This window comes from Mesorhizobium sp. WSM4844, from assembly GCF_055811775.1.
In genome coordinates this window covers 199118-221655 of the sequence record NZ_JBVVQB010000006.1, presented here as the reverse complement: position 1 = coordinate 221655, position 22538 = coordinate 199118, and the positions used below count along the sequence as shown (strand labels likewise).

The following is a 22538-nucleotide window of genomic DNA, read 5'->3' as shown; positions in this document are numbered from 1 at the left end:
ATTCCAGCCAATCAGGTAGGGGATACACGGCCCGGCGGGGGGGGGGGGGGCGGGGGGGGGGGGGGGGGGGGGGGGGGGGGCGGGCCGCCCCCCCCCCCCGCCCGGGGGGGGGGGGGGGGGGGCCCCCCCCCCCCCCGGGGGGTGCCTGGGCCGATGGTGTCAGGAGTGTATGTCACACCGGGATGTTAGACACCCACCGGACCGTTGCAAGGCTGACACCGCGCTCTATCCACGCTATATGCGCCGCTTCAGGCAAGGATGCTGGACGATGACCGGAACGAGACGATCAAGCGAGGGGCTCGACGCCCGCCGCCGCAAGCTTCTGTTTCGATCCTGGCATCGCGGCATGCGCGAAATGGACCTTATTCTCGGCAGTTTCGCCGACGCCGAGATCGGCGCCTTGACCGGCGACGAACTCGACCAATATGAGAGGCTCCTCGAAATTGCCGATACCGAATTCCTGCCCGTGATCACCGGCGAGCGGCCGATTCCGGCTGACATCGACTGTGCCGTCCTGCAAAAAATCCTGGCGTCGCGCCAGGCGATGACATTCTGAAAAACGTGATTCCATGAGCCTGATTCCCACAATTGGCCTGCCGAAAGGCCGCGCCGGCCAGTTCATCGTCGACGGAGTCGCCGACGGTTACGAAGCCTTCGCGCTGGTGCAGGCCGCGCACGAGATCGCGCCCGACAAGCCGGTGCTGTTCGTGGCACGCGACGGCCAGCGCCTGCCTTCGATCGTCGAGGCGCTTTCCTTCGCCGCGCCTGGCCTGCCGGTGCTCGAACTGCCGGCCTGGGATTGTCTGCCCTATGACCGCGTTTCGCCCGGCCCGGATGCAGCCGCGCGGCGACTGGACGCGCTCACCGCGATGATCGCGTTGGCAAAAAATCCGCACCGCGCCGTCATCCTGACCACTGCCAACGCGCTGCTGCAGCGCATTCCGCCGGCAAGCCTTGTCGAGGCGCAGACATTTCACGCCAAACCCGGCAACCAGATCGACATGAACGCACTGGCGTCGCGGCTGGAGATATCAGGCTTCGAGCGGGTGCCGACCGTGCGCGGCGTCGGCGAGTTCGCCGTGCGCGGCGGCATTCTTGACCTGTTCGCGCCGGGCTGGACGGAAGCGCTCAGGCTCGATTTCTTCGGCGACACGCTGGAATCGATCCGCGTCTTCGACGCCGCCACGCAGCGCACCACCGGCCAGCGCAAGTCGATGGCGCTGCAGGCGATGAGCGAAGTCGCGCTGACGCCGGAGACCATCAGCCGCTTCCGCCGCTCCTACATCGACGCTTTTGGCGCGCCCTCGCGTGACGATGGGCTCTATGCGGCGGTCAGCGAGGGACGGCGTTTTGCCGGCATGGAGCACTGGCTGCCGTTCTTCTACGAGCGGCTGGAGACGGTGTTCGACTATCTGCCGGACACGCCTGTCGTGTTCGACCATCTGGCGCATGAGGCACTGGCCGAGCGCCATGCGCTGATCCTCGACCATTACGAGGCGCGCAGGAAGCAGGCCGACGGCGCGCTGAAGGACGCCGTCCCCTACAAGCCGGTGCCGCCCGACCTGCTTTATCTGTCGCCGGAAAACCTCATCGCCTCGCTTGGCCCGCGCGAGGCGATCGACTTTACGCCGTTCGACGCGCCCGACGCCGGCGCCAGGAAAATCTACCATGCCGGGTCGCGGCACGGCCGCAGCTTCGTCGAGGAACGCGCCGACCCCAACGTCAACGTCTTCGACGTCGTTGTAAAACACATTGGCGACGAGCGCGCCGCCCGCCGCCGCGTCGTCGTCGCCGGCTGGACCGAAGGTTCGCTCGACCGGCTCGGCCAGATCCTGGCCGAGCATCATCTCGGCAACCTCGAGCCGGTGGCTACGCTGGCCGAGGCGGAAAAGCTCGAACCGGGACAGGCGGGACTTGCCGTGCTGCCGCTCGAATCCGGCTTCGAGACCGAGAAACTGGTCGTCGTCGCCGAGCAGGACATTCTGGGCGACCGGCTCATCCGTCGCTCGAAGCGCAAGAAGCGCCCTTCCGATTTCATCGCCGAGGCCTCGGCTTTGTCCTCCGGCGACATCGTCGTCCATAGCGACCACGGTATTGGCCGCTTCATCGGGCTGCGCACCATCGAGGCGGTCGGCGCGCCGCATGATTGCCTCGAAATCCATTACGCCGGCGACGACCGGCTGTTCCTGCCGGTGGAGAACATCGAGCTGTTGTCGCGCTATGGCTCGGATTCGACTGAGGCGACATTGGACAAGCTTGGCGGCGGCGCCTGGCAGTCCAGAAAAGCGCGGCTGAAGAAACGCCTGCTCGACATGGCCGGACAGTTGATCCGCATCGCCGCCGAGCGGCAGATGCGCGCTGCCCCTTCGCTGGTGCCGGCAGACGGTCTCTATGACGAATTCGCCGCGCGGTTTCCCTATGAGGAGACCGACGACCAGCAGACGGCGATCGATTCGGTCATGGGCGACCTGGGCGCCGGCAAGCCGATGGATCGGCTGATCTGCGGCGATGTCGGCTTCGGCAAGACCGAGGTGGCACTTCGCGCCGCCTTCATTGCGGCGATGGAAGGCTTTCAGGTCGCGGTGGTGGTGCCGACGACGCTGCTGTCGCGCCAGCATTTCAAGACCTTCTCGCAGCGCTTCTCCGGCCTGCCGATCCGCGTCGCCCAGGCCTCGCGGCTGGTCGGCGCCAAGGAACTGGCAGAGGCCAAGAAAGGCATCGCCGACGGCACCGTCGACATCGTCATCGGCACTCACGCGCTGCTCGGCTCGTCGATCTCGTTCAAGAATCTCGGCCTGTTGATCATCGACGAGGAACAGCATTTTGGCGTCAAGCACAAGGAGCGGCTGAAGGACTTGAAGAGCGACGTGCATGTGCTGACGCTGTCGGCAACGCCGATCCCGCGCACGCTGCAACTGGCATTGACCGGGGTGCGCGAACTGTCGCTGATCGCCACGCCGCCGGTCGACCGCCTGGCGGTGCGCACCTTCATCTCGCCTTTCGACCCGCTGGTCATTCGCGAGACCCTGCTGCGGGAACGCTACCGCGGCGGTCATTCCTTCTATGTCGTGCCACGCATCAGCGATCTGGCGGAAATTCATGATTTCCTTCGTGAATCCGTGCCCGAACTAAAGGTGGCTGTCGCTCACGGCCAGATGCCGCCCGGCGAGCTCGACGACATCATGAACGCCTTCTACGACGGCCAGTACGATGTGCTGTTGTCGACCACCATCGTCGAATCCGGCCTCGATATCCCGACCGCCAACACGCTGATCGTGCATCGCGCCGACATGTTCGGCCTGTCGCAGCTCTACCAGCTGCGCGGCCGCGTCGGCCGCTCCAAGGTGCGCGCCTATGCGCTGTTCACGCTGCCGGCCAACCGCAAGCTGACCGATACCGCCGAGCGCCGGCTGAAGGTGCTGCAGTCGCTCGACACGCTCGGCGCCGGTTTCCAGCTCGCCAGCCACGATCTCGACATCCGAGGTGCCGGCAATCTTCTCGGCGAAGAGCAGTCCGGCCACATCAAGGAGGTCGGCTTCGAGCTCTACCAGCAGATGCTGGAAGAGGCCGTCGCCGAGGTCAAGGATTCCGGCGAGGTGCAGGATGGCGGCTGGTCGCCGCAGATCGCCGTCGGCACGGCGGTGATGATCCCCGAAAACTATGTTCCGGACCTGCAGCTGCGGCTGGCGCTCTACCGCCGCCTCGGCGATCTCGAAAACACCGAGGAGATCGACGCTTTCGGCGCCGAGCTGATTGACCGCTTCGGACCGCTGCCGGAGGAAGTGAAGCATCTCTTGAAGATCGTCTTCATCAAGGCGCTGTGTCGCAAGGCCAATGTCGAAAAGCTCGATGCCGGACCAAAGGGCGTCGTCATCCATTTCCGCAAGCGCGAGTTCTCCAACCCCGTCGGGCTGGTCACCTTCATCGGCGAGCAGGGTTCGCTGGCCAAGATCCGGCCGGACCACAGCGTCGTTTTCGTCCGCGACTGGCCGACACCTGAAAAGCGGCTGGCCGGTTCAGCGGTCGTCATGACGCAGCTGGCAAGGCTGGTGGAGAAGGCGGCTTAGCGCGGCTCAGCCGGCTCCCCCTTCTCCCCTTGTGGGAGAAGGTGGCCGCGAAGCTTGGCAAAACCGCGCTCCGGCCAACACCCCTCATTCGTCTTGGCGCTGCGCGCCAATCCACCTTCTCCCACAAGGGGAGAAGGAAAGACAGGCGGCGAGCTTGCGCCATTCGCCACCACCGAAATTCCGGTCTAGAATAGGAAATCGGCTTCGTGTATGGAGCCGCGATCCCCATATTGGGGCGAAATGGCGGGCGACAGCACCCGCTGGAAAGAATTTTGGGTGCAACGATGACGAAATGGTCGCCGAATTCGTGGAGAGCAAAGCCGATCCAGCAGGTTCCTGCCTATCCGGATCTTGCCGCTCTGAAGAACACGGAAGCCCAGCTCGCCACCTTTCCACCGCTGGTTTTTGCAGGTGAGGCACGCAAGCTGAAGAAGCAGCTTGCGACCGTCGCTGCCGGTGACGCATTCCTTCTGCAGGGCGGCGATTGCGCCGAGAGTTTTGCCGAACATGGCGCGGACAACATCCGCGACTTCTTCCGCGTCTTCTTGCAGATGTCCGTGGTGCTGACCTTCGCCGGCGCGCAGCCGGTGGTGAAGGTCGGCCGTGTTGCCGGCCAGTTCGCCAAGCCGCGCTCGTCGGACGCCGAGACCAAGGGCGGCGTGACCCTGCCCAGCTATCGCGGCGACATCATCAACGGCATCGAGTTCGACGCCAAGTCACGCATTCCCGATCCCGCACGCCAGGAGATGGCCTACCGCCAGTCGGCGGCGACGCTCAACCTGTTGCGCGCTTTTGCGCAGGGCGGCTACGCCAGCCTGGAGAACGTGCATCAATGGATGCTCGGCTTCGTGTCCGACAGCCCGCAGGGCGAGAAATACGAGTCGCTCGCCAACCGCATCACCGAGACAATGGACTTCATGAAGGCTGTCGGCATCACCTCGGAGACCAATTACGCGCTGCGCGAGACCGACTTCTACACCAGCCACGAGGCGCTGCTGCTCGGCTACGAGGAGGCGCTGACCCGCGTCGATTCGACCTCGGGCGACTGGTATGCAACCTCCGGCCACATGATCTGGATCGGCGATCGCACCCGCCAGCCCGACCATGCCCATGTCGAATACTGCCGTGGCATCAAGAACCCGCTGGGCCTGAAATGCGGCCCGTCGCTGACGCCGGACGGCTTGTTGCAGCTCATCGACCTGCTCAATCCGGAAAACGAGCCCGGCCGGCTGACGCTGATCGCGCGCTTCGGCTCCGACAAGGTCGCCGAGCATCTGCCGAAGCTGGTGCGCGCAGTGCAGAAGGAAGGTCGCAGCGTGGTGTGGTCGTCGGACCCGATGCATGGCAACACGATCGAGGCCGCCGGCTACAAGACACGGCCGTTCGACCGCATCCTGAAGGAAGTGCAGAGCTTCTTCGAGGTGCATCGCGCCGAAGGCACGCATCCGGGCGGCATCCATATCGAGATGACCGGCAAGAACGTCACCGAATGCACCGGTGGCGCCCGCGCCATCACCGCCGAGGAATTGCAGGACCGCTACCACACCCATTGCGACCCGCGCCTCAACGCCGACCAGGCGATCGAACTGGCGTTCCTGGTCTCGGACCTGCTCAAGAAGAGCCACCCGGTTCAGCACAAGCAGGCCGTCAACGGCTGATTTCAGTCGTCATCGATTAGGTCTTGCATCTCGCACGCTCCGGTCTGATCGACGAGTACCGGCTCTACATCCACCCGGTCGTGCTAGGCGGTGGCAAGCCGTATTCCCAGTCCGACCTGTCGCTGACCTTGAAGCCGCTTGGTAAGGAAAGCCTAACCCAGGGCGTGACGCTGCTGCGCTACGCACCCGCCGGTTTTTAGCCAGGATCCGGCTAGCGGCCGCGCTCCCAGCGCAGTCCGTTGAGCCGGGGATCGGCGGCAAACGCCGTCCTGGAAAACTCGATCCGGTTTTGCGGGAACTCGCAGATCGCCTGCACGCCGAAGGCGCCCAGCCTGATGCGCCAGGTGTGGGGTTCCAGCGGTTTCGGCTTGGCAAAGCCGCTGCATGCCAGCAGCGCCACATTAGCGCCTTTCGGGTCGCGCACGGAGCGATAGCGGATCGCCTCCAGCCCGGCTTCGCGCGCGACATCAGCAATATTTTGGCAGGCCGCATAGTCGGTCGGGTGCGTCCACGCCGCTGCGTCGCGGTCGAGCGGCGGCCGCGTCAGGTCGATCACCTTTGTGCTGCGTATCGCTGCGGCGAAGGCGGTGTATTCGGCGGCGTCGCGTGGCCACGGCGTAGCCGGCGATTCGGCGAAGAACAGCAGGCGGTAAAAAGCCATCTCAGAGACGGCGGTCATAATGGTTTCCGCCGCATAGTAGACGCCCTTGGTCCTGCCGGCGCGGCGGAAGCGCGAACCGTGCGGATAGATCGAGCCGTAGCGGAAGGGCGTTGCCAGGAGATAATGCAGATGCCGGCATTCCAAGGGGATTTGCGGCTTGGTTTCCTCGATCAGGTCTTCGAGGATGGCCTGCTCGTCGAGCGTGTCAACGACTTTCAATGTCGAGACGCGGTGCTGTGCCTCGACCATGCGCCAGTATTTGTCGTCGAGCCCGAGCCCATGCTTGCCACCTCGTTTGGCGGCTTCAGACGAGAGCGCGTCGGGAGTCCAGATAGGCGATGACATCGACAAGCCCTGATATCGTCACGATTTTTTCGAGCGGGGTGCCATCGAAGGCCGTGTTGGCATTCTTCAGCCATGCCCGGGCGACGGTCTCGTCGCCGCCGACAATGGCGTCGAGCGAGCGGAACAGGCGGACGAACAGCACGGCAAGCTCGAACGGCTTGGTTCCACGCTCCAGCAGGAATTCCTGCCTGCGCATGCGCGAAACCGTGGCTTCCGAAACCCCGATGATGGAGGCCAGCATCCTGGCGGTAATGTCCAACAGGTCGGCGGCGCGCAGCGTCGCCTTGGTCAGCACCGCATTTTCGGCCGTGTTGGCGGCGAGACTGGGTTGCATTGTCGGGCAGCGTCTCCTTTCTGATGAAAATATAGCGCACAAAAATTCATATGGAAAGATATTGCTTTAACAATTGGCGGACCGTCGAGAGGCTGTTGGCGCGGCCTGCCGCTTTGTCCAAGCCGTGCTGTGCGAAACACGCCCGTCGAATGTCGCATTCGCTTGAGCACGGCCGCTGCAAAACTGGAATCCTGGCAAGGGACGCCGAGGATCACGGCTGCGCCGGGAGGCCCGAGATGGATAACACACATAGCGGCTCTTGCCTGTGCGGGGCTGTGCGGTTCAAGACGCGAGGGGCCTTGCGCGGCGTCATCTACTGCCACTGCTCGCAATGCCGGAAGCAGAGCGGGCATTTCTATGCTGCAACCAATGTTGCCAACGCAGACATCACGATTATGGGCGCGGAAAGCATCACCTGGTACCAAGCATCGTCGTTTGCCAGGCGCGGTTTCTGCAAGACATGCGGCTCGTTGCTGTTCTGGAAGCCGCAGGATGATGAATATGTTTCGGTTCTCGCCGGACTGTTCGACAAGCCCACCGGACTTCAGGGCCAATGCCACATATTCGTCGGCGACAAGGGCGACTACTACATGATCGACGATGGGCTGCCGCAGTTCGAAAAGTCGACGTCGTCGATCAAGGTCGCCGATGAGTGACAAGCTCGCCGGCAAATGATTTTTGCAGCGATCGCCTTATTCCCTTGATCCGGCCATTGCGCTATCCCCTGCCGGTGATTCGGAAAGGTTTGGCATGCAGCGGCTGATCGATGCTTTCTACAATTCAGTGCGGGCATTTCGCAAATTGGCTTCCAGCGAAAAAGCCTTCCAGCAGGAGCTGATGCTGCTCGTGCTGGCGCTGCCGCTCGGCTGGTTTGTTTCGGTGTCGTGGCGCGGCTATGCGCTGCTGATCGGCGCGGTGCTGCTGCTGATCATGGTCGAAGTGCTGAACACCGGCATCGAGGCCGCATGCGATGCGTTCAGCCGGGAGTTCAACGTAGATATCCAGCTCGCCAAGGACTGCGGTTCGCTGGCGGTGCTGATTTCGGTGGTGATCGTTGCCGGCGTCTGGGGCATAGCCATCATCGAGCGAATTATGGGGCTACCGATCTAGCCAGCAAACCCCTACATGCCGGTCACCACAACCTGATCCCATGATCTGTTCCGAAAACCGGTATCCACTTTCCGGGATCATGGTCTGAGGAGACCGACATGACCGCCGATTCCCTGCTGCTCGAACGCGCAGGCCTGCCGGACGATTTGCGCTGGCTGGCTGAAAAATACCCGCGCGAGGTATGGCAGGGCCACGCCAATATCCATGGCATCGCCACTATGTGGCTGCAGCGGCACGACATGTTCCGCGAGCTCGGCGGCATGCTGACCAACGGCACTGACGACTATCGCGACGGCAGGCTGACGGCGCCGGAGTTCGCGGGCTGGTTCGCGCCGCGGCTCAACCATTTTCTTGGGCACCTCGACGGCCACCATAATGTCGAGGATATCCATTATTTTCCGGTCTTCGCCAAGGCCGAGACCCGGCTGAAGCGCGGCTTCGAGATTCTCGATGCCGATCATCATACGATCCATGAAGGGCTGGAGCGCAATGCCGAGGCGGCAAACGCTTTCATCCGCACGCTAAGCGAGAGCGAGGACAAGCAGCGCTTTGCCGCCGATGCCTATGCCGACGAGAACAGCCGGCTGATCGCCATGCTGACCCGGCACCTTGCCGACGAGGAAGACCTGATCATCCCGCTGATCCTTGATCGCGGCGACCGGGCGCTCGGCATCGACTGATCATCACGTCGCCTTGCTACGCTCCTTCTTGGCAATGGTATGAGCGATGAACCAGGCGAGGATCGCTGCTGCCAGGCCAATCGCCAGGGCGATCAACAATCGCTCGTGACGGACCAACGCCTGGCCGACGATGCGCTCCGCGCCCAGCCCGAACACATAGCCGATGGTGGTGAACAATCCGGCCCAGACCATCGATGAAATGGCGTTGAGAATGACAAAGCGCGTCACGGCAATGCCGGACAATCCGGCCGCGATGCCGCCGACAAGGCGCAGGCCATAGATAAAGCGGTTCGTCAGCACGAAAATGTCGGGATGGGTGGAGACAAGACGATAGGCGTGGCTGAAACCCGGTCGGCCCTTCAGTTTGACCACGAACGGATGGTCGGCGAAGCTTCGTCCGAGGATAAAGAAACAGCTGTCGCCGGCAAAGGCGCCGATGGCCGCCGCCAGGAACGCCTGCCACAGGACGAAAACATGCTGATGCGCGAAAAACCCGCCGAGGAGGGCGGCACTTTCGCCCTCGGCGACACAGCCCAGGAAGACGGCAATCAGCCCGTATTGCTCGATGAGGTTGTGGATGGCATCCGTCATGAAGGCGTCCGCTGCTTCGACAGGATATCGTCGATCCGCTTCACCTGTTCGGCCAGTTGCGCGATCTCGTCGCGCATGCCAACGATCTGGCAGTGGCGCAGTTCGTCCAGCTTCTCATGCAGCGCCATGATCTCGATCTCGGCCTTGAGATTGACCTCGTAGTCGTGGGCGGCGTCGATGCGGTCGCGCTCGGCCTGGCGGTTCTGCGCCATCATGATCACCGGCGCCTGCAGCGCAGCGACCATCGACAGGATAAGGTTGAGGAAGATGAAGGGATAGGGATCGAAGGCGTCGCGCGACAAAAGCCAGGCATTGCCTGACGTCCACAGGATCAGGAAGGCGATGAAGACCAGGATGAAGGACCACGAACCGCCGATCCGGGCGATGGTATCGGCGAGGCGGTCGCCAAACGTCTGGTGAAAAGCGACGGCCTTGTTGGTGTCCTTCGCGATCGTGGTGCGTTCGAGCGTGCTTTGCAGCACCTGGCTCTCGACCTGGCTTAGGCCATCCGGCCTTCGCCGCAGCCAGCGGTTAGCCAGATCTTCGATCGTCTTGTTCATTGTCGCCTCCGTCGTCAGCGTCCGCTTAGACCTAGAGGCTGCCGGTTCGCGCGGGAAGTGGTAGATTGACGCGACAGGGTGAGGAAACAATGATGGATTTTCAGAAAATCCGCGCCCGCGCGGCCAAACGCAAGGGCGGGGAAGCGGTGCTGGCATCGCTGCTGGGGCCGATGCCCGACAATGCCGCGGTGGCTGACATTAGCGATGACCGCATCCTGTCGACGATGGCCGAGCGTGTTTTTGCCGCCGGTTTCGTCTGGCGCGTCATCGAGCAGAAATGGCCGGGTTTCGAACAAGCGTTTCTCGGCTTCGAGCCGAAGCGGCTGTTGTTCCAGCCTGACGATTTCTGGCACGAGCTGACGGCCGACGAGCGCATCGTGCGCAATCCGCAGAAGATCAAGGCGGTTCGCGACAACGCGGCTTTCGTCGAGCTTGTGTCGAAGGAGCACGGCGGCTTTGGCAGGTTCCTCGCCGACTGGCCAGAAGACGACCAGGTTGGACTGATGGCCTATCTCGGCAAGCATGGCAGCCGGCTCGGCGGCAATACCGGCCAGTATTTTTTGAGGTGGCTGGAGTGGGACGCCTTCATCATCTCAGGCGACATGGCGGCCGCACTGCGCGACGCCGGCCTGGACATCGCCGAACACCCGACCTCGAAGCGCGATCTCGACAAGATCCAGAACCAGATCAATGCCTGGGCGGCGGACACCGGGCTGCCGCGCCGGCATATTTCGCGCATCCTGGCGATGTCGATCGGCGAAAACCATTCGCCGCAGGCACTGCGCGAATATATGGGCGAATAGGACGCGATCGGGATCCGGCGGTCCGATCGGTCTTACGAATGACCTGTGTCATACGGTCTGACACGAATGACCTAGGTCATTCGGTCTGGACACGAATGACATAGGTCATTCGGTCCGGGGTGGTCCAAGCAAACGCCATTGCCCGGCCAATTCTGTCGCGCTAAGTCAGCAGGCATGACCGACAAGACCGCTTCCGACATATTGCGCATCGCCGTCGCCCAGCTCAATCCAACGGTTGGCGATGTCGCCGGCAATCTCGCCAAGGCGCGCGAGGCGAGGGCGGATGCCGCTCGCCAGGGCGCCGACATCGTGCTGTTCACCGAGCTTTTCCTTGCTGGGTATCCGCCCGAAGACCTGGTGCTGAAACCGGCGTTCCTGAAGGCCTGCGAGCGGGCGGCGCAGGATTTCGCTGGCGATACTGCCGATGGCGGGCCTGGCGTCATCATCGGCACGCCGCTGAAGCGCAAGAGCGGCACGCACAATTCGATCATCTTTGCTGATGGCGGCAAGATCCTTGCCGAGCGCTACAAGCTCGATCTGCCGAACTACGGCGAATTCGACGAGAAGCGCGTCTTCCAGGCGGGCCCTGAAATCCAGGGGCCGGTCAATTTCCGCGGCGTGCGCCTGGGGATTCCGATCTGCGAAGATATTTGGGGCGATGTCGGCGTCTGCGAGACGCTGGCCGAAAGCGGTGCTGAAATCCTGCTGGTACCGAACGGCTCGCCCTATTATCGCGGCAAGGTCGATGTTCGCCACCAGATTGTCATCCGCCAGGTCATCGAATGCGGGTTGCCGATCATCTACGCCAATCAGCTTGGCGGCCAGGACGAGCTGATCTTCGACGGCGCGTCGTTTGCCATCGGCGCCGACAAGACGCTGGCCTTCCAGATGAGCCAGTTCGAGGAAACGGTCAACGTCACCACCTGGAAGCGCAACCGCGCCGCCGCAGGCGCGCAAAGTAGAAATAACGCCGCCGCAGGCGCGCAACTTGGAAATGGTCCTGATGGCTGGGTCTGCTCCGAAGGACCGATGTCGAAAATCCCGGAAAAGGAGGAGGCCGATTACCGCGCCTGCATGCTGGGCCTGCGCGACTACGTCAACAAGAACGGTTTCAGGAATGTCGTGCTCGGTCTTTCCGGCGGCATCGATTCGGCGATCTGCGCCGCACTTGCCGTCGATGCGCTCGGCGAGGAGCGGCTGCGCGCCGTGATGATGCCTTACCGCTACACCTCGAAGGACTCGCTCAAAGACGCCGAGGATTGCGCTCGCGCGCTCGGCTGCCGTTACGACATCGTGCCGATCTTCGAGCCGGTCGAGGGATTCCTGCATACGCTGACGCAGCTTTTCGAGGGAACAAAGGAAGGCATCACCGAAGAAAACCTGCAGAGCCGCGCGCGCGGCACCATTTTGATGGCGATCTCCAACAAGTTCGGCTCGATGGTGGTCACCACCGGCAATAAGAGCGAGATGTCGGTCGGCTACGCCACGCTCTACGGCGACATGAATGGCGGCTTCAACCCGATAAAAGACCTCTACAAGATGCAGGTCTATGCGCTGGCGCGCTGGCGCAATACGCATGTGCCGCCGGGTGCGCTGGGCCCATCCGGCGAGGTGATCCCGAACAACATCATCGACAAGGCGCCGTCGGCGGAACTGCGCGAGAACCAGACGGATCAGGATTCGCTGCCGCCCTATCCGGTGCTGGACGACATATTGGAGTGTCTGGTCGAGAACGAGATGGGTGTCGACGAGATCGTCGCCCGCGGCCACGACCGGGCAACGGTGACGCGCATCGAGCACCTGCTCTACATTGCCGAATACAAGCGCCGGCAGGCGGCGCCGGGTGTCAAGATCACCAAAAAGAATTTCGGCCGCGACCGCCGTTATCCCATCACCAACCGGTTCAGGGACGGCGGATAGATCGCCGTTTTTTGCTGCTGTGAAAATGGCTGCCGCGAGGAAGTGCACAACCCGCGATTGTTGCAAAATCGCCTCACCAGTTGGACCAGATGCACTTTCGGCAACCTGCTGGCTTGGCGCGGCGTTGACGCGTCTCTATAAAGGCGTCTCCGCGATCCCTACGCATCGGCCTGAAAATCGGAATCGATTTTCAGAAGCACGATGGGCAGATTCAAGAAGTTGGAGCGTACTTTGTGCGTCCGAATGGACGCACGTCGCTCTAACGGGAGGACCGAATGCCAGGATTTGACATCGTTATGCGAGGCCGCGAAGCCTAGGTCTCAGAGGGCGCGCCGGAAGGTTTTTCAGCTTCACGGCCAAGCAATCTGACAGCAGGCATTCGTCGATGCCGGTCGCGCCCGTATTCGGGCGAGCCGCCAATATGCCGAACCTCCCGCATTCCTGGGCACTAATTCGCCCAACGCGGTTTTCTCAATTTCGACCTTACCGGGACCGGGCTCGTTTGCGCCCGAATGACATCATGGCTCGTTTTCAGATCGATTTGCGCGCCGGCGCCTTTCGCAGCGTGCTTGGCTTCACGCTCAGTCATTGGCGTCGCCAGCCGTGGCGGCTTTCGCTCATCATGGGCACATTCCTGCTGTCGACCTTGGCCGACGTGCTGACGCCGCTCTATTCCGGCCGGCTGGTCGACGCCGTCGCCAGCAGTGCTGCGGCCGACGACGTCGCGTGGAATGCGGCGATAGCGGCCTTTTCGATGCTGGTGGCGCTGGCGCTCACCGGCGTCGTGCTGCGCAACCTCGCCTTCATGGCCATCGTCGAACTGACCCTGAAGATGATGGCGGATATCGCCGCCGACGCCTTCCACCGCGTCCAGCGCTTCTCCACCGACTGGCACGCCAACAGCTTCGCCGGATCGACCGTGCGCAAGATAACCCGTGGCATGTGGGCGCTCGACCTGCTCAACGACACGATCCTGATCGCGCTGCTGCCGTCCGTCGTCATGCTCGTCGGCTCGACGCTGCTGCTCGGCTGGTTCTGGCCGCTGATGGGTGCTGTCGTCGCCGCAGGCTCGGCGCTGTTCATCGCGGTGACGGCGCTGCTGTCGCTTGGCTATGTCGCGCCCGCGGCAAGGCTTGCCAATGCTTGGGACACGCGCCTGGGCGGCTCGCTGGCCGATGCGGTGAGCTGCAACGCCGTGGTCAAGGGTTTTGGCGCCGAGGAACGCGAGGAAACGCGCCTCGCCAAGGTCGTCGCCAGATGGCGCGCCCGCACGCGCCGCACCTGGGTGCGCGGCACCGTCAACGGCACCACGCAAGGATCGATGCTGCTGCTTCTGCGAACAGCGGTGGTCGGATTTTCGCTGCTTTTGTGGTCGTGGGGGCAGGCGAGCGCCGGCGATGTCACCTTCGTGCTGACCTCGTTCTTCGTGCTGCAAGGCTATTTGCGCGATATCGGCACGCATATCCGCAATCTGCAGCGCTCGATCAACGACATGGAGGAACTGGTCGACTTCCAGTTCGAGCCGCTCGGCATCGAGGATGTGCCCGGCGCCAGGCCGATCCGCATCACCGACGGCCGCATCAGCTTCGACAACGTCACCTTCCATTATGGCAGCCACCGACTGCCGCTGTATCGCGACTTTTCGGTGGACATCGCGCCGGGCGAGCGCGTCGGGCTGGTCGGCCATTCGGGTTCGGGCAAGACGACCTTCGTCAAGCTGATCCAGCGGCTTTACGACGTGAACGCGGGAACGATCCTGATCGACGGCCAGGATATTTCCGGGGTGGCGCAGGCGTCGCTGCGCGGGCAGATCGCTATCGTCCAGCAGGAGCCGATCCTGTTCCACCGGTCGCTGGCCGAAAACATCGCTTATGCCCGGCCGAGCGCGACGCAGGCCGAGATCGAGCATGCCGCACGGCTGGCAAGCGCGCACGACTTCATCGTCGATCTGCCGAAAGGCTATGGCACGCTGGTCGGCGAGCGCGGCGTGAAACTATCGGGCGGCGAGCGCCAGCGGGTGGCGATCGCGCGGGCCTTTCTTGCCGATGCGCGGATCCTCATTCTGGATGAGGCGACATCGAGCCTCGATTCGGAATCGGAGGTGCTGATCCAGCAGGCGATGGAGCGGTTGATGGTCGGCCGCACGACGCTGGTCATCGCGCACCGGCTTTCGACGGTGCGAGCGCTTGACAGGCTCCTGGTGTTCGATCGCGGCCGCATTGTCGAGGAGGGCTCGCATGATCAACTGATCCGGCTGCAAGGCGGCATCTACCGCCGGCTGTTCGAGCGCCAGGCGCTCGAATTGACCAAGGGGCTGGCGATCTGACGACTTGCAGCGCCGCGCGCGTCCAACAACTTTGAATCTGCGGATCGTGCTTTCCGCAAATCGGTTCCGATTTTCGGGCCGATGCGCTAAAACGCGCGGCGCTGCCGCCTTTTCATCGCCTTCGTCATGTCCTATGTCTGCGGCCAAGCGCGGGGGCGTGTCTTGTCAACAGCAAAACCATCGAGTACGCCCCGTTCATGACAGTTACCGTCCGTTTCGCCCCATCACCCACCGGCCGCATTCATATCGGCAATGCCCGCACTGCGCTGTTCAACTGGCTGTTCGCCATGAACAACAAGGGCCGCTTCATCCAGCGCTTCGACGACACCGACGTCGCGCGCTCGACGCAGGAATTCTCCGACGCCATCCTCTACGACCTGCATTGGCTTGGCATCTTTCCTGACGCCACGGAATACCAGTCGCGGCGCTTCGAGATCTACGATGCGGCGGTGGAGAAATTGAAGGCGGCGCGCCTTCTCTATGCTTGCTACGAAACACCGGAAGAGCTCGATCTCAGGCGAAAGGTGCGCCGCACGCGCGGCCTGCCGCCGGTCTACGGCCGCGAGGCGCTGACGCTGACGGCTGAGCAGGTCGCCGAATACCAGGCCGACGGCCGCCGGCCGCATTGGCGCTTTCTGCTGCCCAATTTCACCAGCGACCCGCTGCAGCCGGAGCGCACCGAAATCCACTGGAACGATCTGGTGCGCGGCGAGGAAACCGTCGACCTAGCCTCGCTTTCCGACCCGGTTCTGATGCGCGAGGACGGCACCTATCTCTATACTCTCCCTTCGGTGGTCGACGACATCGAGATGGGGATCAGCCATGTCATCCGCGGCGACGACCACGTCACCAATACCGGCGTGCAGCTGGCCTTGTTCCAGGCGCTGGGTGCCGAGCCGCCGGTGTTCGGCCACCACAATCTGTTGACCACCGCATCGGGCGAGGGCCTGTCGAAGCGGAGTGGCGGGCTGTCCATCGAAAGCCTGCGCGAGACCGGCATCGAGCCGATGGCGGTCGCCTCGCTGGCGGTGCTCGTCGGCACCTCGGAAAACGTCGTCGCGGTGCAGACGATGGCTGAGCTTGCCGAGCGCTTCGATCCGGCGGCGACATCGAAATCCCCGGCCAAATTCGATCCGGACGAGCTCTTCGTGCTCAATCGCACGCTGCTGCACCATATGCCGTTTTCCGAGGCGCGCGACCGGCTGATCGTGCTCGGCATTTCCGGCGAACAGGCGGAGTCCTTCTGGCTGGCGGTGCGCGGCAATCTCGACAGGCTGGCCGATGCAGCAATCTGGTGGCGCACACTTCGCGACGGCCCGCAGGAGCAGCCGGACTTTTCCGACCCCGACCGCGAGTTCCTTCGCCAGGCGTTCGACCTTTTGCCGGAAGACCCCTGGAACGGGTCGGTCTGGAAGGAGTGGACCGGCAGGATCAGGGAAGCAACCGGCCGCAAGGGCAAAGCGCTGTTCACGCCGCTCAGGCTGGCGCTTACGGGCCAGCCCTCGGGGCCGGAGCTGGCAGATTTGTTGCCGCTGCTGGGTCGGGAAGGAACGTTGGCCCGACGACCCTGACCTTGCGCTGTTCCGGTGGCGGTAAGGTCGTCGGCGAGGGTTTTGCGGCGGGGCGCTCGATGGCTTCGCGATCGAGCCGGCCTTCGACATTGGCCAAACTCTCGGGGTCGGCAGGGGCAGCCTGTTTCGGGCTTGGCGGGTTGCCGGCAATGATCTCGAAATTTCGCGCGGCGTTGCAGCCGCAGGCCGGCGGACGCGCGGGCTGCTTGTAGAGATAGGCGGTCGGCAGCTCGCTGTAGGGCCTGCCGGTTACCGAAGACGTCATGCCGCCCGAGTCGTCGCCAAAGCCGCGCGCATAAAACACCTGCATCTCGGTGCCGGGGCAACTCGAATCGCAGTTCTTCTGGTCGCGCTCGAAATCGCCCAGCGAGGCGGCGTTCGACATCGGGAAGAAATAGCCGTCGCAGGTGCGCACGCACATGGTGCGGAATTCGCCGTGCGGCTGGCCCATGTCGTCGGCATTATCGAGCATGGTGCGGATGTCGCGCGGACCCACGGCTTGATCGGGCTCTTCAGGCCGGTCGGACGCGCCGGGTCCAATTGCGTCGCTGCCCAAAAGCTGGTCGAGCAAGTTTTTCTCGCCGGTTCCACGGCTGGCGTCGCGGCCCGGTGCCGGCTTTGGCGGCGCCGCATCATCGCGGCAGCCATTGGCGTCGAGCGAAGCCAATATGCGTGCGCGATTGCGGTGCGAGCCGTCCCCGGCGAGTTCAGCGCGCGTAGCTTGCAAGCCGTCGAGATTGGCTGCCATGCGATCGATGGTGGCGTCGAGTGCGGCGCATGCGTTGGCGTTGCGGCGCGACAGCGAAAAGCCGCAGCCGGCGCGGCTGGATTGGCTGACGGCCTTTGAAATCTGCTGGCGCTGCCGCACGATTGCATCGTCATATTTCCTGAGCAGGGCTGGCTTGGTGCCGCCACCGCGCGAAGCGGCCGCGAGATCGGCTTCCAGTTGCCGGCAAACACCGGAGGCGGCCTGCAGTTCGGTGGCGGCAAAGCCTGACAATGCCAAGGCACCGAGCAGTGCTGCGGCGCGCGTCAGCTTCCACCCTCCGCCCATACGGAACTCCGCTTGCCTCGTCCGTTGCGAAGGTTACCGCGTCCGCGGTTAACTGTTTATTTAGCTTACCCGTCAAATTGGGTTTTGTTGGCGTGACCAATGCAACGTCGGCGCCGCCCCTCATCTGCCTGCCGGCATCTTCTCCCCGTATAGTGACGGGGAGAAGGGGCTGGCCGCAACCTCGGCACACTTTTTGCAACGCTGGAGATTGGCGAAATCGTTTGCGAAGGCGTCTTTCTCCCCGTCACTATACGGGGAGAAATGCCCGGCAGGGCAATGAGGGCAGCGCAGACCTGAAGCGATTGCCTTATCCCAGAGTTACGACCGCCTGCGCCTTGTGGGCCGCTTCGACCACCGCGAGCGCCGTCATGTTGACGACGCCGCGTGACGTCACCGACGGCGTCAATATATGCGCCGGCCTGTCGGTGCCGAGCAGGATCGGGCCGACATGCAGCGCGTCCATCATCGCGCGCAGCGCAGTGAGCGTGATGTTGGCCGAATCGAGATTGGGGAAGACCAGCAGATTGGCTTCGCCCTTCAGCCGCGAATGCGGATAGACCCGCTGGCGCAGCGGCTCCGACAGAGCCGAGTCGGCATGCATCTCGCCGTCGCATTGCAGGTCCGGCGCGATGCGCGCCAGGATCGCCGCTGCCTGCCGCATCTTGAGCGCGCTTGGCGAATCGCGCGAGCCGAAATCCGAATGCGACAGCAGGGCGGCCTTGGGCTCGATGCCGAAGCGCTGGATTTCCTCGGCCGCCAGCACCGTCATCTCGGCGATCTCCTCGGCGGTCGGATCGACGGTGACATGGGTGTCGGTGAGGAAAATGATGCCGCGCTGCGAGATCAGCATCGAAAGCGTCGACAGGTCGTGATCCTTGATGCCGGCGCGCGGGCCGATGATCAGGGTGACATTGCGCAAATGCCGCTCGAACCGTCCTTCCAGGCCGCAGACCATGGCGTCGGCGTCGCCACGCTTGAGGGCAAGTGCGGCGATCACCGTGTTGTCGGTGCGCACCATCGTGCGCGCGGCCTCCGTCGTGACGCCACGCCGGCCGGCGAGCTCGATCAAAAGGTCGACATAGTGGCGATAACGCGGATCGTCCTCGGGATTGATCAGGCCGAAATCGACGCCCGGCTTGATGCGCAGCCCGTAGCGTTTCAGCCTGACTTCGATGACATGCGGGCGGCCGATCAGGATCGGCTCGGCGATGCCTTCCTCCAGTACCACCTGGGCGGCGCGCAGCACGCGCTCGTCCTCGCCGTCGGCATAGATGACGCGCTTGGCGCTCGACGTCTTGGCCATCGTGAACACCGGCTTCATGACCAGGCCGGAGCGGAAGACGAAGCGGTTGAGCGTGTCGATATAAGCGGCAAAGTCGGTGATCGGCCGTGTCGCGACGCCGGTGTCGCAGGCGGCCTTGGCCACCGCCGGCGCGATGCGCAGGATCAGCCTGGGATCGAACGGCGAGGGGATCAGGAAATCGGGCCCGAAGATCGGCGTTTCGCCGGAATAGGCGCGGGCAGCGACATCCGACGGTTCCTCGCGGGCAAGGGCTGCGATCGCCCGCACCGCAGCCATCTTCATCTCTTCGTTGATGGCGCTGGCGCCGCAGTCCAGGGCGCCACGGAAAATGTAAGGAAAACAGAGTACGTTGTTGACCTGGTTGGGAAAATCGGACCGGCCGGTGCAGATCATCGCGTCGGGTCGCGCCGCCCGCGCCGCTTCCGGCATGATCTCGGGGTTGGGGTTGGCCAAGGCCAGGATCAGTGGTTTTGGCGCCATGTGCTGGAGCAATTCCGGTTTCAGCACGCCGGCGGCCGAAAGGCCCAGGAACACGTCGGCGCCCGGCAGCACATCGGCCAGCGTGCGCGCCTCGGTGTCCTTCACATAGGGGTCCTTCCAGCGGTCCATTTCGTCGACGCGGCCCTTGTAGGCGACGCCGAAACGGTCGGTGACCCAGATGTTTTCGATGCGCGCGCCGAGCAAAACCAGCAAGTTGAGGCAGGCGAGGGCCGCTGCCCCGGCGCCGGAGGTGACGATCTTGATGTCGGAGATCGTCTTGCCGGCAAATTCCAGCCCGTTGAGCACGGCGGCGGCGACGATGATCGCGGTGCCGTGCTGGTCGTCGTGGAAGACCGGTATGGCCATGCGCGCCTTCAGCCGTTCCTCGACCTCAAAGCATTCGGGCGCCTTGATGTCCTCGAGGTTGATGCCGCCGAAGGTCGGCTCCAGCGCCGAGATCGTCTCGACCATCCGCTCGATGTCAGGCGCGTCGATCTCGATGTCGAAGACGTCGATGCCGGCGAATTTCTTGAACAGCACCGCCTTGCCTTCCATCACCGGCTTGGAGGCCAGCGGGCCGATATTGCCCAAGCCGAGCACTGCCGTACCGTTGGAAACGACACCAACCAGATTGGCCCGCGCCGTGTAGTCGGCGGCTGCTGCCGGATTGTCGCGGATCTCCAGACAGGGCGCCGCGACGCCCGGCGAATAGGCAAGCGCCAGATCGCGCTGGTTGCCGAGCGGCTTTGTCGCCTGGATTTCAAGCTTTCCAGGGCGTGGGTGCTTGTGGAAATAGAGGGCGGCTTCGTCGAGGTCCGACCGGGCTGCTTTTTTGTTTTCGCCTTGCATGCCGGCCGCTCCTCAGTTCAGTCCGTTTGCTGTTTTGAGTCTCTTAGCATGCAGCCGAGGCTTTTCGAGAGGTGATATGTCGCAAGGTGCGGCCTTTGGGTTCGCGTAGCGTCCCGCTGCGTGGTCCCATTGAAATGCTGGACGCGGGGCGGGGTGCTGTGACGAGCTACGCCGACATCCCAGTTTGAATGTCTGCAATGGGTGGAAAACGACCTTCACGAGCGAGCCGCGTCGAATACGAGCGCGCTTCTGTTCGCTTGGGCAAAGGAGGACCGACGTGGCGAGTTTTCACACGCCCTCGGTCGAGAGCTGCCGGAGCCGACATCACACCGCGGTCCAACAATGTCAGCGCTAGATCATTTCGATGAGGGTGACGACTGGCAGGCTCTCGAAATGCTTGTCGCAAGTCAGGAGCGTCGCGTCATGCGCCCGAGCGGTCGCGAAAATGATCGCATCTGCGGTCGCCAATTTGTGCTTCCGGCAGGCTTCGGCGGCCGCTAGGGCGATTTCCGTGTCAAGCGGGACCACCGTACAGACCTGCGTAAAGGCGATGGTCTGATCGGCTTTGTCTTCGCCTACTTCGCGAGTGAGCCATTTTGCGAGTTCCAACTGCACAATGGTCGGAACGAGCCAGTCGGCTCGCTCGGGCAGATGCTCTGCCACCTGCTCTCCAGTCGGAGAGCCTATCAGCCATTCGATCCAAGCCGAGGTATCGACGAGCACCATCAGAAACGGTCCGACCGGTCGCGATATTCCGTCGCCGAAGCGCCCTTCGCCAGCCCCTTCAGCGCTTCCCGCTTCGGCACAGGGACGAGTAGCACGCCCGTTCCCTTCGGGATGAAGGCCAAGGTCAAACCCGCTTCCCAATGCTGGGCGGTCCGGATCGCCTTGGGGATCGATATCTGGAACTTCGAGGACAGGGTTGCAGTCTCCGGCATTATCATACCCTCACTTGATCGATGCGCCAAACGTAAGACGCAATGAGGGCCAATGCAAGGAACTTACGGCCGCCGTCTAGTCTCGGATTTCGAGACAGGGCACCGCCACGCCGGGCGAATAGGCGAGCGCCAGGTCGCGCTGGTTGCCGAGCGGCTTTGTCGCCTGGATTTCAAGCTTTCGAGGGCGTGGATGCTTGTGGAATAAAAGCGGCTGCGTCGAGGTTTAGCATGCAGCGCAGGTTTTTCACGATGCCAAATGACGCAGCTGCCATTAGGGGGAGGATCGTGGAAAACCATACCATGTCAGATTGTTGCGCTGAAATCCTCACCTGCCTTGTCGCGGCCGGCGCGGATGTCATCGAGCGCGTCGCGCCGCCGGGCGTGTCCAGTCGCGGGCGGTCAACTCACGTCTGGACGAGCCTCAAGCAGTTTCCAGACGCTATCGACAATCGCCGGCCGTGGCCGCCGTTTCGCGATCACGGCAAGTGGCCAGGCGGGCAGCGATACGTCTGCGATCGCTGCATAGCGGACGCCCTGAAACACAAGGCGCTGGGTCGATCGTGGCAGCAGCGCCGCTCCAAAGCCGGCGGCTACGAGCGAGAGCATGGTCAGTGCCCGCGTTGCCTCCTGGACGATCCGCACCTCGAGACCAGCCCTGGTGAACGTGTCCATGATGCGGGCGTGGAGTGCCGGGCCTTGTGCAGCCGGAAACATGATGAGCCCGTGACGGGCGATGTCCGTCAGCGTCACCCCGTGCGTGTGCCGGTCATCAGGCAGAACCGCGATAAGATCTTCAGCAGGATAGCCATGGACGTCGAGACGTTCGTCAGTACCGAGCGGTGGATGCACGAAACCGATGTCGATCTCATTCCGCGACAGCGCCGCAATCTGCTCATTGGTGGACACCTCGATGAGCTTTGGATGGATGTCCGGATATGTCTCGCGAAGCCGGGATAGGAGATGCGGCAGATGTTCGTACAGAGCCGCCGACACGAAGCCGATCCTGATCTCGCCAGCTTCGCCGTCATGCGCTGCGCGGGCGACGTGAAGCGCCGCATCGGCGTGCAGTACCGATGCCCGCGCCTCCTCCACGAAGGCCGCGCCGGCGCGCGTCAAGGTCAGGCGGCGGTTGGCCCGCTCGAACAGCTTGACGCCGAGTTCTTTCTCCAGGCGACCGATCGATTGACTAAGCGGAGGCTGCGCCATGGCCAGCCGCAGTGCGGCACGCCCCATATGCAATTCCTCCGCAACGGCGAGGAAATGTCGCAAGTGCCGAAGTTCCATATCT

At 63.3% G+C, this 22538-nt stretch carries 21 protein-coding genes; 11 read left to right on the top strand and 10 right to left on the bottom strand.

The window, feature by feature from the left end; all coding sequences use genetic code 11:
* Positions 1–11: 11 nt before the first annotated feature.
* A complete protein-coding gene (locus AC0L2A_RS08360) occupies positions 12–176 on the bottom strand; it encodes a hypothetical protein (protein WP_473608312.1) in 165 nt (54 codons plus the stop codon).
* Between the two features lie 92 nt (positions 177–268).
* On the opposite strand from AC0L2A_RS08360, the gene AC0L2A_RS08355 reads away from it, so the two are divergent.
* From AC0L2A_RS08355 to AC0L2A_RS08340, 4 genes are all read left to right on the top strand, one after another.
* Complete coding sequence (locus AC0L2A_RS08355; protein ID WP_128169001.1) at positions 269–556, top strand: FAD assembly factor SdhE; 288 nt, start codon at positions 269–271, stop codon at positions 554–556.
* Between the two features lie 13 nt (positions 557–569).
* Positions 570–4067, top strand: coding sequence for a transcription-repair coupling factor (gene mfd / locus AC0L2A_RS08350; RefSeq protein WP_473608311.1), 3498 nt, complete (start codon positions 570–572; stop codon positions 4065–4067).
* A gap of 284 nt (positions 4068–4351) precedes the next feature.
* Entirely contained in the window at positions 4352–5725 is a 1374-nt protein-coding gene (locus AC0L2A_RS08345; protein WP_091593609.1) for a class II 3-deoxy-7-phosphoheptulonate synthase, read from the top strand.
* Between the two features lie 23 nt (positions 5726–5748).
* A complete protein-coding gene (locus AC0L2A_RS08340) occupies positions 5749–5925 on the top strand; it encodes a dihydrofolate reductase family protein (protein WP_473608309.1) in 177 nt (58 codons plus the stop codon).
* 11 nt (positions 5926–5936) lie between these two features.
* On the opposite strand, the gene AC0L2A_RS08335 is transcribed toward AC0L2A_RS08340, so the two are convergent.
* The gene (locus AC0L2A_RS08335; RefSeq protein WP_473608308.1) at positions 5937–6731 is read right to left on the bottom strand and encodes an RES family NAD+ phosphorylase; all 795 of its coding nucleotides are present in this window, start codon (positions 6729–6731) and stop codon (positions 5937–5939) included.
* Positions 6691–7065: an antitoxin Xre/MbcA/ParS toxin-binding domain-containing protein gene (locus tag AC0L2A_RS08330; protein WP_473608307.1), complete on the bottom strand. Its 375-nt coding sequence runs from the start codon at positions 7063–7065 to the stop codon at positions 6691–6693. Before AC0L2A_RS08330 ends, AC0L2A_RS08335 begins: the two co-directional genes overlap by 41 nt.
* 236 nt (positions 7066–7301) lie before the next feature.
* On the opposite strand from AC0L2A_RS08330, the gene AC0L2A_RS08325 reads away from it, so the two are divergent.
* The 3 genes from AC0L2A_RS08325 to AC0L2A_RS08315 all read left to right on the top strand — a co-directional run bounded on the left by AC0L2A_RS08325 (position 7302) and on the right by AC0L2A_RS08315 (position 8855).
* Complete coding sequence (locus AC0L2A_RS08325) at positions 7302–7721, top strand: GFA family protein (protein ID WP_473517097.1); 420 nt, start codon at positions 7302–7304, stop codon at positions 7719–7721.
* 94 nt (positions 7722–7815) lie between these two features.
* Positions 7816–8175 (top strand): diacylglycerol kinase, encoded by a 360-nt coding sequence (locus tag AC0L2A_RS08320; protein WP_091593617.1) that lies wholly within the window; start codon positions 7816–7818, stop codon positions 8173–8175.
* 98 nt (positions 8176–8273) lie between these two features.
* Positions 8274–8855 carry a hemerythrin domain-containing protein gene (locus tag AC0L2A_RS08315; RefSeq protein WP_473608305.1) on the top strand — a complete coding sequence of 194 codons (582 nt, stop codon included), beginning with the start codon at positions 8274–8276 and terminating at the stop codon, positions 8853–8855.
* A gap of 3 nt (positions 8856–8858) precedes the next feature.
* Here AC0L2A_RS08315 and AC0L2A_RS08310 read toward each other — a convergent pair whose 3' ends face one another.
* Both AC0L2A_RS08310 and AC0L2A_RS08305 read right to left on the bottom strand, forming a co-directional pair.
* Complete coding sequence (locus AC0L2A_RS08310) at positions 8859–9446, bottom strand: DedA family protein (RefSeq protein ID WP_473608304.1); 588 nt, start codon at positions 9444–9446, stop codon at positions 8859–8861.
* Positions 9443–10006: a DUF1003 domain-containing protein gene (locus AC0L2A_RS08305; RefSeq protein WP_473608302.1), complete on the bottom strand. Its 564-nt coding sequence runs from the start codon at positions 10004–10006 to the stop codon at positions 9443–9445. Before AC0L2A_RS08305 ends, AC0L2A_RS08310 begins: the two co-directional genes overlap by 4 nt.
* A gap of 89 nt (positions 10007–10095) precedes the next feature.
* Here AC0L2A_RS08305 and AC0L2A_RS08300 point away from each other — a divergent pair, with 89 nt between their 5' ends.
* The 4 genes from AC0L2A_RS08300 (at position 10096) to gltX (ending at position 16626) form a co-directional block, all read left to right on the top strand.
* Complete coding sequence (locus AC0L2A_RS08300) at positions 10096–10809, top strand: DNA-3-methyladenine glycosylase I (protein WP_419693458.1); 714 nt, start codon at positions 10096–10098, stop codon at positions 10807–10809.
* A 174-nt stretch (positions 10810–10983) separates the two neighbouring features.
* The gene (locus AC0L2A_RS08295; protein ID WP_473608301.1) at positions 10984–12729 is read left to right on the top strand and encodes an NAD+ synthase; all 1746 of its coding nucleotides are present in this window, start codon (positions 10984–10986) and stop codon (positions 12727–12729) included.
* Between the two features lie 520 nt (positions 12730–13249).
* Complete coding sequence (locus tag AC0L2A_RS08290) at positions 13250–15055, top strand: ABC transporter ATP-binding protein (RefSeq protein WP_473608300.1); 1806 nt, start codon at positions 13250–13252, stop codon at positions 15053–15055.
* Between the two features lie 197 nt (positions 15056–15252).
* The gene (gltX, locus tag AC0L2A_RS08285) at positions 15253–16626 is read left to right on the top strand and encodes a glutamate--tRNA ligase (RefSeq protein WP_473608298.1); all 1374 of its coding nucleotides are present in this window, start codon (positions 15253–15255) and stop codon (positions 16624–16626) included.
* On the opposite strand, the gene AC0L2A_RS08280 is transcribed toward gltX, so the two are convergent.
* The 5 genes from AC0L2A_RS08280 to AC0L2A_RS08260 all read right to left on the bottom strand — a co-directional run bounded on the left by AC0L2A_RS08280 (position 16544) and on the right by AC0L2A_RS08260 (position 22534).
* Complete coding sequence (locus tag AC0L2A_RS08280; RefSeq protein ID WP_473608297.1) at positions 16544–17680, bottom strand: DUF2865 domain-containing protein; 1137 nt, start codon at positions 17678–17680, stop codon at positions 16544–16546. The genes gltX and AC0L2A_RS08280 overlap by 83 nt on opposite strands.
* 307 nt (positions 17681–17987) lie before the next feature.
* On the bottom strand, positions 17988–20312 hold the full coding sequence (locus AC0L2A_RS08275) for an NADP-dependent malic enzyme (protein ID WP_027155125.1): 2325 nt from the start codon (positions 20310–20312) through the stop codon (positions 17988–17990).
* Positions 20313–20663: 351 nt separating this feature from the next.
* Positions 20664–21038, bottom strand: coding sequence for a type II toxin-antitoxin system VapC family toxin (locus AC0L2A_RS08270; RefSeq protein ID WP_128172347.1), 375 nt, complete (start codon positions 21036–21038; stop codon positions 20664–20666).
* A complete protein-coding gene (locus tag AC0L2A_RS08265) occupies positions 21038–21256 on the bottom strand; it encodes an AbrB/MazE/SpoVT family DNA-binding domain-containing protein (RefSeq protein ID WP_268929459.1) in 219 nt (72 codons plus the stop codon). The genes AC0L2A_RS08270 and AC0L2A_RS08265 overlap by 1 nt, the downstream gene beginning before the upstream one ends.
* 393 nt (positions 21257–21649) lie before the next feature.
* Positions 21650–22534 (bottom strand): LysR substrate-binding domain-containing protein, encoded by an 885-nt coding sequence (locus AC0L2A_RS08260; RefSeq protein WP_473608296.1) that lies wholly within the window; start codon positions 22532–22534, stop codon positions 21650–21652.
* Positions 22535–22538: the final 4 nt, after the last annotated feature.